This window comes from Streptomyces sp. NPDC046197 (genome assembly GCF_040646295.1).
Classification (GTDB): domain Bacteria; phylum Actinomycetota; class Actinomycetes; order Streptomycetales; family Streptomycetaceae; genus Streptomyces.
Genome location: NZ_JBEYZY010000006.1, coordinates 282322 through 296436, shown reverse-complemented (window position 1 = coordinate 296436; position 14115 = coordinate 282322). Strand labels below are relative to the sequence as shown.

General features: G+C 72.1%; 11 protein-coding genes and 1 pseudogene. 3 read left to right on the top strand and 9 right to left on the bottom strand.

The window, feature by feature from the left end:
- Nucleotides 1-83 precede the first annotated feature (83 nt).
- Together AB0A61_RS11745 and AB0A61_RS11740 are read right to left on the bottom strand one after the other, a co-directional pair.
- Nucleotides 84-1694 (bottom strand): amidohydrolase, encoded by a 1611-nt coding sequence (locus AB0A61_RS11745; RefSeq protein WP_361289894.1) that lies wholly within the window; start codon nucleotides 1692-1694, stop codon nucleotides 84-86.
- A 158-nt stretch (nucleotides 1695-1852) separates the two neighbouring features.
- Entirely contained in the window at nucleotides 1853-2293 is a 441-nt protein-coding gene (locus tag AB0A61_RS11740; protein WP_361289891.1) for an Lrp/AsnC family transcriptional regulator, read from the bottom strand.
- Between the two features lie 276 nt (nucleotides 2294-2569).
- Here AB0A61_RS11740 and AB0A61_RS11735 point away from each other — a divergent pair, with 276 nt between their 5' ends.
- The gene (locus AB0A61_RS11735) at nucleotides 2570-3016 is read left to right on the top strand and encodes a hypothetical protein (protein ID WP_361289888.1); all 447 of its coding nucleotides are present in this window, start codon (nucleotides 2570-2572) and stop codon (nucleotides 3014-3016) included.
- 58 nt (nucleotides 3017-3074) lie between these two features.
- On the opposite strand, the pseudogene AB0A61_RS11730 reads toward AB0A61_RS11735, so the two are convergent.
- The 7 genes and pseudogenes from AB0A61_RS11730 to AB0A61_RS11700 all read right to left on the bottom strand — a co-directional run.
- Nucleotides 3075-3935, bottom strand: a pseudogene (locus tag AB0A61_RS11730) (phosphotransferase family protein); the annotation flags it as partial.
- A 391-nt stretch (nucleotides 3936-4326) separates the two neighbouring features.
- Nucleotides 4327-5499 (bottom strand): acyl-CoA dehydrogenase family protein, encoded by a 1173-nt coding sequence (locus AB0A61_RS11725; RefSeq protein ID WP_361289885.1) that lies wholly within the window; start codon nucleotides 5497-5499, stop codon nucleotides 4327-4329.
- Between the two features lie 255 nt (nucleotides 5500-5754).
- Complete coding sequence (locus tag AB0A61_RS11720; RefSeq protein ID WP_361289882.1) at nucleotides 5755-6414, bottom strand: TetR/AcrR family transcriptional regulator; 660 nt, start codon at nucleotides 6412-6414, stop codon at nucleotides 5755-5757.
- A 65-nt stretch (nucleotides 6415-6479) separates the two neighbouring features.
- A complete protein-coding gene (locus AB0A61_RS11715) occupies nucleotides 6480-6620 on the bottom strand; it encodes an SCO1431 family membrane protein (protein ID WP_361289880.1) in 141 nt (46 codons plus the stop codon).
- A 136-nt stretch (nucleotides 6621-6756) separates the two neighbouring features.
- Nucleotides 6757-8172, bottom strand: a complete 1416-nt coding sequence (locus AB0A61_RS11710) for a peptidase C39 family protein (RefSeq protein WP_361289877.1) — start codon at nucleotides 8170-8172, stop codon at nucleotides 6757-6759.
- Nucleotides 8173-8399: 227 nt separating this feature from the next.
- Nucleotides 8400-9854: an amino acid permease gene (locus AB0A61_RS11705; protein WP_361290037.1), complete on the bottom strand. Its 1455-nt coding sequence runs from the start codon at nucleotides 9852-9854 to the stop codon at nucleotides 8400-8402.
- A 126-nt stretch (nucleotides 9855-9980) separates the two neighbouring features.
- Entirely contained in the window at nucleotides 9981-10937 is a 957-nt protein-coding gene (locus AB0A61_RS11700) for a hypothetical protein (RefSeq protein WP_361289875.1), read from the bottom strand.
- A 252-nt stretch (nucleotides 10938-11189) separates the two neighbouring features.
- Between AB0A61_RS11700 and AB0A61_RS11695 the strand changes: the two genes are divergently transcribed.
- Nucleotides 11190-11810 carry a hypothetical protein gene (locus AB0A61_RS11695; protein ID WP_361290035.1) on the top strand — a complete coding sequence of 207 codons (621 nt, stop codon included), beginning with the start codon at nucleotides 11190-11192 and terminating at the stop codon, nucleotides 11808-11810.
- A gap of 432 nt (nucleotides 11811-12242) precedes the next feature.
- Nucleotides 12243-14108 (top strand): AAA family ATPase, encoded by a 1866-nt coding sequence (locus tag AB0A61_RS11690; RefSeq protein WP_361289873.1) that lies wholly within the window; start codon nucleotides 12243-12245, stop codon nucleotides 14106-14108.
- The last annotated feature ends 7 nt before the right edge of the window (nucleotides 14109-14115 follow it).

The following is a 14115-nucleotide window of genomic DNA, read 5'->3' as shown; positions in this document are numbered from 1 at the left end:
TCATCACCCCGGCCGGTGCGGAGGATGCGCAGGTCGCGCGACGGAGCGGTGGGCGGTGATCGCCGCCGCGCCACCCCGCGAGATCACTCGCCCGGCCCTACGAAGACCGTCCGTCCGCCCACCACGGTGCGCAGGCAGACGGGCAGGTCGCGGCCCGGCGTCAGGTCGGGCAGTCCGGGGGTGCCGGAGCGCGGGTCGGTCGACCAGCGCGCCACCCGGTCGTCGGGGGCCTGGACGACCAGCTCGCCGGTGCGCCACACGGCGTAGTCCGCGGGCGCGCCGGGCACCAGGACACCCGCGTCGTCCCTCCCGGTCGCCCGCCAGCCGCCGCGGGTGTGCGCGGTGAACGCGGCGCGTACGGAGACGCGGTGCTCGGGGGTGCGGTGGAAGGCCGCAGCGCGGACCGTGCCCCACGGGTCCAGGGGTGTGACCGGGCTGTCCGAGCCGAAGGCCAGGGGCACGCCGGCGCGAAGCAGGGCCGCGAACGGGTTCAGTGTGCGGGCCCGGTCGGCGCCCAGGCGCTGGGCGTACATGCCGTCCTCGCCGCCCCACAGCGCGTCGAAGGCGGGCTGCACGGAAGCGGTCAGGCCCAGTTCGGCGAAGGCCTCGACGGTCTGGGGGGTGAGCATCTCGGCGTGCTCGACGCGGTGGCGGGCGGCGCGGACGCGGGCCGGGCCCACCTTGTCCGCGGCGGCGCGCACGCCCTCGACGACGGCGGTGACCGCGGCGTCGCCGATGGCGTGGAAGCCCGCCTGGAGACCTGTCTCGGTGCAGGCCACGACATGGGCGGCGACGGCGTCCGCGTCCAGGTAGGCGATGCCGGTGTGGCCGGCGTCGGCGTAGGGGTGGTGCAGGCAGGCGGTGTGCGAACCGATGGAACCGTCGACGAAGAGGTCGCCGGCCGCCCCGGCCGCGCCCAGCGCCCGCGCCCTGGTGATGCCCTCGTCGGACGGTTCGGCCCAGTAACCCACGACCCGCGGGCCGGGCTCCTCGGCGGCGAGCTTCAGCAGTCCGGCGAAGTCGTCCTCCGAGGAGATGTTCGGGCCGGCGCACTCGTGCACGGATCCGATGCCGAGGGAGGCGGCGTGGGCCAGGGCGGCGCGCTGCGCCTCGGTGCGCTGGGCGGCGGTGACGGCGGCGAAGGCCGCGGCGCGCACGGCGTGGTGCGAGTCGGAGGTGAGCGGACCGTCCACCGGGCCGAGGCCGGGGACGAGGTCGAGCAGCGCCGTCGTGGCGACGGCCGAGTGGACGTCGATACGGCTGAGGTAGAGGGGACGGCCGGCGGTGGCCTCGTCGAGCTCCGCCCGCGTCGGGGGACGGCCGCCGGGCCAGCGCGCGGCGTCCCAGCCGTGACCCAGCAGGACGCGGTCGTCGGGGCGGTCGGCGGCGAAGTCGCGTACGAGGGCGAGGGCCGCCTCCAGAGAGGGGGCGGCGGACAGGTCGAGGCCGGTCAGGGCGAGGCCCGTGGCGGTGGTGTGCACATGGGCGTCGGTGAACGCCGGGGTGACCAGGGCGCCGTCCAGGTCGACCACCTCGTCGACGCCGTCCGCGAAGGCGTCGGCGGCGCCCTCGGAGCCGACCCAGGCGACCTGTCCCGCCTCGACGACCATCGCCGTGGCGAACGGGTCCGCGGGGCTGTGGACCTCACCGCGGCGGAGGAGGACGGTCTTCTGGTCGGCGCTGCGCTCACTCATGGAGAACAGTCTCGCCCCTCGCCCGCCCCGCCCGGCACCCAGGTACGCGCAGACGACACGCCGCCGCACACCGCCGGTCGCACACGCCGCGGCGCCCCCACGGATACGCGGCGATCGCGCAGGAGGTTCGTCACACGCGGTTCCTCACACGCGGTTCCTCACACGCGTGGTGGTCGCGCTTCGTACGGTGTCGACAGCACGACCGTCGTCCGGGTCGACACGCCTGCCAGGGTGCGCACCCGGGCCAGCAGTTCCTCCAGTTCGTGCGGGGTGGCCACGCGCACCTTGAGGATGTAGTTCTCCTCGCCCGCGACACTGTGGCAGGCCTCGATCTCGGGGACGCCCGCGAGGCGGTCGGCAATGTCGTCGGGGGCGCTCGGGTCGAAGGGTTTGACCGAGATGAAGGCGGTCATGGGCAGGCCCACCGCCTCCGGGTCGACGACCGCGGCGTAGCCGCGGATGACGCCACGCTGCTCCAGCCGCCGCACCCGCTGGTGCACGGCCGAGGTGGACAGGCCCGTGGCCTTGCCCAGGTCGGTGTAGCTCATCCGCCCGTCCTTGACGAGCAGCTGCACGATCTGTCGGTCCAGCTCCTCCATGGCGCAAGAACCTACAGGGCGGGTGATCTCCGCGGATACCTCGGCAGCGCAGCTCATGCCCGGTTCGTGATGTGCCCGAGAGCGGTCCGTGAGCCAGGCGGGGGACGCCGGGAGGCACCACCCCGCCGCCGGACCGTGCAATTGCATGTGACGAACGCCACAGGACTGGAACCGGCTCCGTGATGTTCTCGTGATTACCCCGGAGAACGGACGGGAAGTGCTTGCTGTGGTCGAGGCCGCAGCGCCTTCACGGCCCAGCCTTAGGGGGAGAATCCCATGCAGAGTCTTAAGCGCCCTGGTCGCTCCGTGCCCAAGCGGCAGCAGCCGCTCGTCGAGCCCGAGCCGGAGGGCGTCGAACCCGACGCCCTCGACGACATGGACGGCGAGGAACTCGACGCCTACGACACCTTCGAGATGTACCGGGTGATCTGCCCGGAGTGCGCGCAGCCCATCGCCCTGCTCGCGGACGAGGAGGTCCTGCCGGAGCACGCGCTGTGCGCCTCGCCGTGGAACCCGTTCGGGCTCACGGTCTGTCCCGGTACGGGCCGCAGGGCGTCCGACGCCCGGCCCGCCGACGAGTCCTTCGAGCCCCAGGAGCAGGACACCGCCCTGCTGTTGACGCTCCCTCAGGGCCTCGACTGGCGGACGCAGCCCTTCTCGCACGTCGGCGGACCGGGCTCGCGCCCGATGCGCGTACCGGCGATGCGCCGCGACGCCGCCTGAGCGGCCTTCCGAGCGGCTTTCCGAGCGGCTTTCCGCGCAGCCTTCCGAGCGGCTTCGGTCAACCCCAGTAACTGCCCTGCACCATGGCGCGCAGGCTGCCGTGGTGCAGGATCAGTGTGTCCGGGTCCGCCGGAAGGACCGCCTCACCGAAGTGCACCTGCCGGTGGCCGACACGCAGCATCACGATCGCGTGCCGCAGGGCGGCGTACAGCGTGTGGAACTCCGTGTCCCGCGGGGTGTGGCCGGTGAGTTCCGCGTACCGCGCCTCCACCCGGTCGCGACGCAGGAAGTCCGGCAGTCCGCGCTGTCCGGTGGCGACCGTGAGGTCGTGGAAGAAGCGGTGCAGGTAGACGGTCCAGCCGAGGTCCACTTCGCGTGGGGCCAGGGCGGCCATCTCCCAGTCGAGCACCGCTGTGGGCTCGAAGCCGTCGTAGACGATGTTGCCGATGCGGGCGTCGCCCCAGCTGAGCACCGGCTCACCCGGCTCCGGCGGCCAGAGTTCCTCCAGCCGGTCGAATGCGGTCTCGATCAGCGGTGAACGCGCGGTGCCCTCCGTCACCCATGCGTAGTAGGCGCGTTGGGCCGCGACGTGGCGCCGCAGTGCGTCGCCGTCGCCCGGAAGGGCGAGGAACGCCGCCTCCCGGGGCGGCACTTGGTCGTGGAGCCGGGCGAGGACGGCGACCGTGGCCGCCTCCAGACGGTCGCGCCGCGCGTCGCTCGCCGCGTACAGCCAGTTGCTCTCGTACGTGTAGGGCAGGACGTCCGGCGGCACGCGTCCCTCGACGCGCTCCATGACGAAGAACGGCGCACCGAGCGGGCCCGGGTCCTCCTCCAGCCACAGCACACGCGGCACGGGCACGTCCGAGTGTTCGGCCACCAGACGCATGGTGCGGTACTGGCGCGCCATGTCGTACACCGGGGCGGTCGCGGGTCCCGGTCCATCGGGCGGCGTCCCGTCACGGCAACCCCCCCTGACGGCAGTCCGGCTGACGGTACGTCAGACAGCTGCTGGAGGCCAGACGGGGAACCGGACGTCCGTGAACTCACGCTCGATTCCGCTCGCCGGTGACCTGTCCGTCCGGCCCGGCGTTCCCCGGATATGACCCCCTCCCCCACGGCGGCCGGGCGGCGGCTCCGTGTCTTCGTGCCGCCGCCCGCGGTATCGGTTCCGCCGGCGCAGCCGCGGTTCCCGGACCCGCCGATCTACCGCGACCCGGTGCGCGCCTGGGCCGACCGGGGGCGCACCCTGCCGGGACGCCACGATCCGGAGTGGGTCCGGCCGGCGGCGCCCCCGGTGGGTCTGGTGCGGCTCAGCGGGCCTCGGGACCCGCGACGTGACGGGCGATGACCATCCGCTGGATCTGGTTGGTGCCCTCGACGATCTGCAGCACCTTGGCCTCGCGCATGTAGCGCTCGACCGGGAAGTCCGCGGTGTAGCCGTATCCGCCGAGTATCTGCACGGCGTCCGTGGTCACCTTCATTGCGGTGTCCGTGCAGTACAGCTTGGCCATGGCGGCCTGCCGCGCGAACGGCCGGCCCGCGTCGCGCAGCCGTGCCGCCGCCAGGTACAGGGCGCGCCCTGCCTCGATCTGGGTCGCCATGTCGGCGAGCATGAAGCGCAGCCCCTGGAAGTCGGCGATGGGCCGTCCGAACTGCTGCCGTCCGGTGGCGTAGGCGACCGCCTCGTCCAGCGCGGCCTGGGCCAGGCCGATCGCGCAGGCCGCGATGCCGAGCCGTCCGGAGTCGAGCGCGGACAGGGCGATGGCGAAGCCCTGCCCCTCCTCGCCCATGCGACGCTCGTCGCCGACGCGGACGCCGTCGAGGTGGATCTGCGCGGTCGGCGAGCCCTTCAGGCCCATCTTCCTCTCCGGCGCCGCGGCGCTCAGGCCCTCGGCGTCGCCCGGGACCAGGAACGCGGTGATCCCGCGCGGCCCCTCCTCGCCGGTGCGCGCCATGACCGTGTAGAAGTCGGCGACCCCGCCGTGGGTGATCCAGGCCTTGGTGCCCGTGATCATCCAGTGATCACCGTCCCGGACGGCCCTGGTGCGCAGCGAGGCGGCGTCCGAGCCGGACGAGGGCTCCGACAGGGCGTACCCGCCGAGGAGGCCGCCGCCGAGCATCGCGGGCAGGTACTCGACCTGCTGCTGCTTGGTGCCGTAGGTGGCGACCGCGTAGGAGGCGAGGGTGTGGACGCTGAGACCGAGGCCGACGGTGAGCCGGGCCGCGGCGAGCTCCTCGAGGACCTGCAGGTAGACCTCGTAGGGCTGGTCGCCGCCGCCGTGCTCGACGTCGTAGGGCAGGCCGAGCAGGCCGGACTGCGACAACAGGGTGAAGACCTCGCGCGGGAAGCGTCCGGCGTCCTCCTCCTCGGCCGCCTTCGGGGCGATCTCACGCTGGGCGATGTCTCGGACGAGCGAGATCAGGTCCCGGGCCTCGTCCGTGGGCAGTTGCCGGTCCACCGGCTGCGGGGCGCGGTCGGGCATGGCGACGCTCTCCTCCCTGTCGGGCACATGGGCGGACGTGCGCCTTGGGTGGGGGCGGCTCCGCCAGGTCTTCCTCCGGCCCAGCCGATGCTCGCACTCCCGGGTCACGGAAGCTGCTGACCAGCGGCTGTGCGCTGTGAGTATGCCCGATCGGAGGCATGGAGTCACCGGTTAACGACCGCTTACTTCAAGAAAGGGCAGCCCACCTCCGGATTGGTCCGAACCATTGACCCGAGCGGTCCAGAGCCTCAAGGCTCAGTGGCCCCGGCGGGCGGGTGCGGGAGCCGGGTAGGACGGGTCCAGTTCCTCGATGGCCCGCAGCGCACCACCCAGTGTCTTCACCAGCAGCTCGCGCATGGTCTCGCGGGACAGTTCCGGGCGGTCGATCCAGTCGAGGATGGCGCCCTCGACACCGCACACCCAAGTGAGCAGGCCGATGCGGGCGAGTGGTGCGATCGTGGCGCGGCCGTAGGCGCCCTCGGCAATGGTCGCCACGATGGCCTCGCGTACGCCGTCGCGGATGGCGTGCACCTCGGTGTCGAAGCCGACACCGCCACTGACGATGGTGCGATAGGCGGCGTGGTTGTGCTCCGCGTAACGGAGGAGGCCGTCAATGGTGCGCTGCACCCGGTCCACGGCCGCTAGTTCACGGCCGCCGCCCGCGAAGGTGACCAGGTCGGCGACCGAGTCCTCGACGATCGCCAGGTAGTAGCCGCGCTTGGACTGGAAGTAGTAGTAGATCAGCCCCTTGGCCACGTGGGCCTGCTGGGCGATGTCGTCCATCGAGAGCGCGTCGTAGGAAGTGTCGGCGAACAACTTCCGCCCGATGGCGATGAGTTCGGCGCGACGTGCCACGGAGCGCTCGGTGCCGCGCACCCGTGGGCGGACGGCGTCGCGCTGTTGCCTGGTATTCAATTTCGGCCCTGGTCTGCAACTGGCGGCGGGATCTCCGCAGTATGGCAGGTCGGGTACGCGTCAGGTCACAGCAGGCCGAGCCGGGTGACGAGCATCGCGACCACCACGACGAGAAGCCAGCCCAGGACGTGCTCGAGGGTCTTCGGGCCGTCGTCCCCGGGGCCGCCGGTGCGGGCGCGGGCGGCAGGGGCTGACTGTGCGGTCATGGTGTCTCGCAGTGGTCGGTCGTGCTCGGTGGACTTCCCCCGCCCTTGTGTCCACCTTGCCACCCATGGCGGCTTTCGCGGCAGAGAGGTTGGTCACAGGCAGGGCCCGGGCCGGCGGGGACCTCCCGGACGGCGGTCAGCCCACGCCCACCGCCTCCAGCGCCGTGCGCTGGCGCGCCGTGGGGTGCGCCGGGAAGTACAGGTAGCAGACCCCGCCGGTGCCGGAGACGACCTGACCGGAGGCGTTGTACCGCTTGGTCCGCAGCCAGATGTTCTCGAACTCCCGGCGCCGGTAGACGCGCCGCACCGCCGCGTCGCTCGGCGAGAAGGGGTCGTTGGCGATGACGTCGCCGGCGGCGGTGAAGCCGATGACCGTCATCAGGTGGCCCGCGGTGCCGTAACCGGCGCCGGTCAGTTCCGTCTTCAGGAACGACTGGGACGTCATGGCCGGGATCCCGGCCGCGATCAGCGTCTCCAGGTCGGTGAGTGAACCCAGCCGGGTGACGACCCCTTGCAGGTCCGTGAAGGTGGCCGCGTAGGCGGCGTTGAAGGGCCAGTTGCCGCAGCCCGTGTACTGGTAGTCGTACGTGTACCGGGCCGCGTGACAGACCTGGGGGTCGGCGTATGCCGGGTTCACCCAGGCCAGTTGCCCGGGGGTGAGCCGGCCGCCCCAGTACTCGATGATCATCTGCGAGGAGGTGGGGCTGCACCAGGCCTCCCCGCCGTTGTCGTACTCGGGGTACTGGCCCGCGTGGATCTCCTGCGAATAGCGCGGGACGGTCAGTTCCTTGGTGAGGCCGGGGGTGGAGGCCGGGACGGTGAAGCGGTCGGGCACGTCGGAGCCCATCGCGCCGATCCGCCACACGGTGGGCGTGAGCGTCGTACCGGGCCGCCGGTAGAGGGTGAGCCGCAGCCGGTACGCGGCGAGGCGCAGCCCGGAGGCCGGGTCGTCCACCGACCAGGTGTCCGTCCAGATGGTGCTCCTGCCGTCGCCCTGGTTGTCGACGGAGGTCCGCCTGATGTCCTGGTCCCCGGCCGCCCAGCGGCCCATCACGTACCAGGGGGTTTCGGAGCCGTCGGAGTAGGTGCCCCTCAGCTCCACCTGGAGCCAGGTGCCTGCCGGGGTGTGCGCGTTCCAGGACGCGATCGCCTCGGTGGCGGGAACGGAGAGCCGGTGCACCGGGGAGGTCCAGGTGGCGTACTCCCAGGTGGCGGTCGTGCCGGTGTGCGGGTCGGTGTAGTCGGTGCGGCCCGCGGGGGTGGCGATCTCGACGCCCGGGCGAGTGCCCGCGCACGCCCGGGTGCCGTCGGCGGTGCCGGCGCGCCAGTCGGTGTACGTGGTCCAGGCGCGGTTGTCGACCGGGCGGGCCGGGGCCTTCGTGACCCGGGAGGCGTGCGCGGTGTCGGCGTCGGGGCCGCCCGTGCCCTCGCCGGATCCGGTGGCCGGACCGGTCGCGGTGGCGGCCACCGCCGGGGCCGCGCCGCCCGCCATGGTGGCGACGACGGCGGCGGCCAGGACGGTTCTGCGGGACGGCTGTTCGGATCTGCTCATGGGTGGGAGACCCCCAGGTGTCCGAGTATCGGGGCGGGTCCGTGCACGGCTGTGCGCCCACTATGACCGTGGCGAACCGTTCCTTCCAGCACTTAGGCGCACGCCACGCCCAGCAATATTGGTCTCCACCACTGGCATGACCTGGGGCGGGTCGGCCCCGGTGCCCCGCGAGCGGGTGCGCCGGGGCCGACCGGGCTGCGCCGACATCGCCCCGGTGGGCAGCGGGATCAGACGAGGTCCATCGCCGCCACCTCGTCGGGCCGGCCGTAGCTGACCGGACCCTGGAAGCGCCGCCGGGCGGTGGCGAACCACCACACCGTCGCCACCACGAGGACGACGGCCAGCGCGATCGGCGCGTAGTTGAAGGAGTCCACGGTGATCGGCGACGCCTGCGGCAGCATGAACAGCACGCTGCTGAGCAGGATCCACGTCACGGCCACGACGCCGATGGGCCGGCCCCAGCGGCCCAGGTGCCAGGGCCCCGGCTGGAACGCCTCGCCGAGCCGCAGCCTGAGCAGGATCGGCACGGCATAGGCGAGGAACAGCCCGACGACGTTGACGCTGACGATGGCGGTGAACGCCGTGTGCGACCACCAGCCGGGCAGCACCAGCGCCAGCGAGCAGGCCACCGCCAGCCAGACCGCCTTGACGGGGGTCCGGGTGCGCGGCGAGACGGAGTGCCACCAGCGGGAACCGGGCATGGCACCGTCCCGGGAGAAGGCGAAGATCTGCCGGGTGTTGCTGGTCAGGTTGGCCAGGCCGCAGAAGAGCATGGCCCCGACGACGATCAGCAGCAGCGCCTTCGCGGTGCCGACGCCGAGCGCGTCGATGAGGATCTCGACCGGCGGCGCGGTGGCGCCCGCCACCTGGTCGTAGTCACGAATGCTGTAGACCAGGGCGAGCATCAGGACCAGTCCGGTGAGCGCGGACCACCCGATCGCGCGGGTGATCCCCCTGGGCGCGTTCACGGTCGCCCGGACCGTTTCCTCGGACATGTGGAAGCTGCCGTCGAAGCCCGTGAAGGTCCAACTGGTGACCAGAAGGCCGAGCATGCCGCCGTAAAGTCCGCTCGTGAAACCGGTGTTGTTCGCGAAATGCGTGACGAAGGAGGCCGGACGGTGGTGATCGGGCACGGCGGCCAGGGCCGTCACGATCACCACGAGGCCGATCAGCAGCCACCACACGGAGATCCGGTTGAGCACGGCGACCAAGTGCACGGTGTAGGTGTTGGCGAGCCCCTGCAGCACGATGATCAGCGCCGTGATCAGCACGGTCTGGTGCGCGGTCGGCCGGTACGAAGGCCACTGGAGGGCGAGCAGCGCCTGGATGAAGGTGGCGGCGGCGTAGCCGGTGGCGGCCGTGCCGCCCACCTGGCCGACGAAGTTCAGCCAGCCCGTGTACCAGGACCAGGCGCCCTTGTGCCGTTTGGCGAGTTTTCCGGCCGAGAAATACAACGCCCCGCTCGTCGGATAGGCGGAGGCCACTTCGGCCATCGCCGCGCCGACGAACAGCACCATGACGGACACGCCGATCCAGCCGAAGACGAGAATGCGGGGGCCGCCCGCATTCATTCCGAAGCCGAAGGACGAGAAAATCCCCGAGATGATGTTGATGATGGTGAAGGAGATCGCGAAATTGTCGAATGCCTGGAAGCGGCGGGTGAGTTTTCGCGGATAGCCCATGGCGTGCAGGGTGGCGTCGTCGTCGAGCGCGGCCGGGTCCGCCTTGCCGTGTGCTCCGCGGCGTGGGACCGGTATCGGTTCTGACACGGGTCGACCTTTCTCTCGGTGGGGGGCGGGCGAGGAGGGTCAGGAGGTGCCGGGCACGGGCAGGCCGCAGGCGCGCCGGGCCCGGGACAGTTGCTCCACGGGATCGCCGAAGACGGACCACGGCATCCGTGAGGCGTAGGGGCCCATCGCGGTGAGCACCGCCCGGGCCTCGAACTCGCGCCTTCCCATGACCAGCGCGTGGCCGAGGTAGGCGAGGTCGAGCACCGGGGTGAAGCGGTAACCGGCGACCGTCGGCAGCCAGTTCTGGTAGTTGGCCAGCGCGGTGGCGCGCCACTGGGGCTGCTCCCAGACGCGGTCGGCGAGCAGCTGGCCGGGGTTGTAGCTCTCCACCAGGGCGACCAGCGGCAGCAGCCGCAGGGCGGAGTCGGCGGGCGCGCGTTGGCTGAGGAAGGCGGCGACGTCCCAGGCCGCGTTGACCGAGCCGCCGTACCGGGTGAAGAAGAACGCCAGGAAGCGGTGGTGGGCCTCGCGGTGCCAGGGGTCCAGTGAGAGCACGTGGGCGAACAGCCGCCATGGGCCCGGCGGGGCGGTGAGCAGCCCCTGGGGGGCGGGGTCGCGCAGCTGGTGCAGCCGGGCCATGGCCAGCTTGGCGGCCCAGGGGGTGGGGTCGGCGGGGTCGAGGGCCGTGGCCCGCTCGCAGGCCGACAGGGCGATCCGCTCCAGCAGCTCGGCCCGCTCGTCGCGCGCGTCGGCCGCGCGCAGTGCCCTGAGCACGGCCACGCGGGCCCACATCAGCGCCGCCTCCGGTGTCGGTTCCTCGGCCACCCAGCGCTCCGTGAGGTCGGAGTCGGCGGCCTCCGAGGCCAGCACCAGGGAGCGGTGGGCCCGCAGCCCGAAGTCGCCGCGCGTCTCGGCGAGCGCGTCCCGGGCGCTCACCCAGCGGCCGGCCCGCACGTCGACGCACACGCTCGCCAGCACGCGGTCGTCGGCCGCCGGGTGCCACACGTACTGCCCCTCGAATAACCCGGCGGCCATCTTCCCCCTGCCATCCCCGTACGACGCCTCACAGTTGCGCACCAGGCACTTTACTCAGCACCGAGCACAAGCGGAACGCTGATTTCGATCTACCGCCCGTGGATGCGCGGCGAAAATGGTGTGGGGTTGACGGACACTCATCCGGTAGTTCAATACGACACCATTCCCGGCCCCGTCGGCGCCGCCGTGCCCGGCCGCCACTAGAATGTTCCCGCGAAATATGCCAGCCGCTCCGCAGCCCCGGGATGTGCCATTCACGCGCTCGCCGCCACCCTCCTCCGCCTGCCCCCTTCGTGCGGTCCCGTCCGCCTGATCGGCGTCGACGGGCACGCGGGCTCCGGGAAGTCCACGTTCGCCGGCCGGCTGGCCACGGCCCTGGGGGACGCGCCCGTCCTCCACCTCGACGACGTCGCCAGTCACGACCGGCTGTTCTCCTGGGACCGGCGGCTGCTGACCGAGGTGATCGAACCGCTCCGCCGCGGCGAGACGGCGCACTATGCGCCCTACGACTGGGAGGCACGGCGCTTCGGACCCGTCCGCGCCCTGCCTCCGGCACCCGCGGTCCTCGTCGAGGGCGTGGGCGCCGGCCGCCGGGCGCTGCGCCCGCATCTGGCCCGGCTGCTGTGGATGGAACTGCCGCGCCGGGAGTCCTGGACGCGCGGGCGGTCGCGGGACGGAGAGGAGCAGCGGGAGTTCTGGGCCGGATGGGTGAAGGCGGAGCACCGGCACTTCACCGAGGACCCCTCCCGGCCCTTCGCGGATCTCCTGGTACGGCAGTTGACTGAGGGGTATGAGGTGCTGCCGGGGCCGAATGAGACCATTGGACCGGACCACAGCGTCACGCAGGGTGACGACCCGTCGGCGATGTGCTGAACTCGCGAAGATCCCTGCCGGGACAACTTCCTCAAGTGCCCCAACTCGGCTTGACCCGGGGGCCGTACAGGTCTTACGTTCTCAATGTGTGGTCAAACGCGACCACCCACATACGCGAAGCCCCCGGTTGTTCCCCCGTGATCGGGGGCTTCGTTCTGCTCCGACCCCGTTTTCCGGCCGCCAAGTGGCGTGATCTGCTCACCCTCGGTCACCGCGCCCCGTGCGCCCCGTCTGCTCCCACCTCGCCAAACGGCCTGTGCGGCACCCTTCGGCGGGCGACGGCCCCGCAGGTACGATGCCCTCGGTGCGACCTTCGAACGGCTGCTTCGCGCACCTGCAACTCCGGTCCGCGGCACAGCGGTTCGACCAAAGGCAGCCGCCGGACGACGGTCCGGGGGCGAACCTACGGGGGCACGGTTTGTGGGGGACGTGATGGACTTCGGCACGCAGGGCCTCGAGGCCCCCGCCGACCTCGCGTGGCTGCGAGGCGTGGACGCCTACACGATGGGCGCCTATCCGCAGGCGGAGGAGGAGTTCCGGAACGCGGTGCGGATGGATCCCGGGATGGCCGACGGCTGGCTCGGGCTGCACGCGCTGCGCGTGGACACGACGACCGCGCTGCTGAGGATGTTCCGGCACCGGGACCGCTTCGGCGAACAGCGCGCCCGGCACCGCCGCACCCTCAACTCCTGGTACTGGCTGGGCTGGTGGGTGCAGCCGGTGCTGGAGAGCCCGAGGGACCTGCTCCTCGCTCACGCCTCCCACTGGCTGGACGGCCGCCACGTCCCGGAGCTGGACCGTGCACTGGCCGGCCTGCCGCCCGTGGACGCCGACCCGCAGGTGCGCTTCCTGCACGCCTGCCGCGCCTACCTCGTCAAGGACTGGGAGCAACTGGTCCGCAACACCGACCCGCTGCTCGACGACCCCATGCTCGGCATCGAGGCGGGCCTGTTCGGCGGCATGGCACGGGTCCGCCTGGAGATGTACGGGCAGGCCGAGCCGCTGCTGTCGGCCGCGCTGATGCGGTGCCGCAGCGAGCAGCCGCAGCGCAAGGAACTGCGCTACTGGCTGGCGCGCGCCCACGAGGGCACCGGCCGCAGCGCCGCGGCGCTCCCCCTGTACCGTGCGGTCCACCGGGTCGACCCCGCCTTCATGGACACCTCGGCCCGGCTCGCGGCGATCGCCGAGGGCGACGGCTACGACGACACGGCCGACCTCGCGGCGATCACCCTCACCGGCCTCGGGCAGGACGCGGTGGACGGCCCGGACACCCTGGACCCGCTCTTCGGCACGGAGGGCCGGGACCTGAAGCTCACCGAGCCCGATCTGCCGCCGACCGGCCCGCTCCCCTCGGTGCCGGACCCGGCGGTGCGCCATCGGACAGCCGTCCCCACGGGGCCGCTGCCCACCGGGCCCACCGACCCCGCGTTACTTGAGGAGGCGCTCGCCGAACTGGAGCGCATGGTGGGCCTGGAACCGGTGAAACGGCAGGTCAAGGCCCTGTCCGCACAGCTGAACATGGCCCGGCTACGAGCCGGGCAGGGGCTGCCCGTCCAGCCGCCCAAACGCCACTTCGTCTTCTCCGGTCCTCCGGGCACCGGCAAGACCACGGTCGCCCGCATTCTGGGCCGCGTCTTCTACGCGCTCGGGCTGCTCGGCGGCGACCACCTGGTGGAGGCCCAGCGGGCCGACCTGGTGGGCGAGTACCTGGGCCAGACGGCCGTGAAGGCCAACGAACTCATCGACTCCGCCATCGGCGGCGTCCTCTTCGTCGACGAGGCCCACGCCCTGTCCAACTCCGGATACGGCAAGGGCGACGCGTACGGCGACGAGGCGCTGCAGGTCCTGCTGAAGCGGGCGGAGGACAACCGCGACCACCTCGTGGTCATCCTGGCCGGCCACCCCGAGGGCATGGACCGCCTGCTCGCCGCCAACCCCGGCCTGTCGTCCCGCTTCACCACCCGCGTGGACTTCCCCTCCTACCGTCCACCGGAACTCACCGAGATCGGCAAGGTGCTCGCCGCGGAGAACGGTGACCTGTGGGACGAGGAGGCCCTGGACGAGTTGAGGTCGATCGCCGGGCACGTGGTGGACCAGGGGTGGATCGACGAGCTCGGCAACGGGCGGTTCCTGCGGACGCTGTACGAGAAGAGCTGCGCCTACCGGGATCTGCGGCTGTCCACCTATCCGGGGACCCTGACCCGCGAGGACCTGGCGACGCTGCGCCTGCCGGACCTGATGCAGGCGTACGGGGAGGTCCTGTCGGGGCGGGGACCGCAGGATCCGTCGGCCATGTGACGGATCC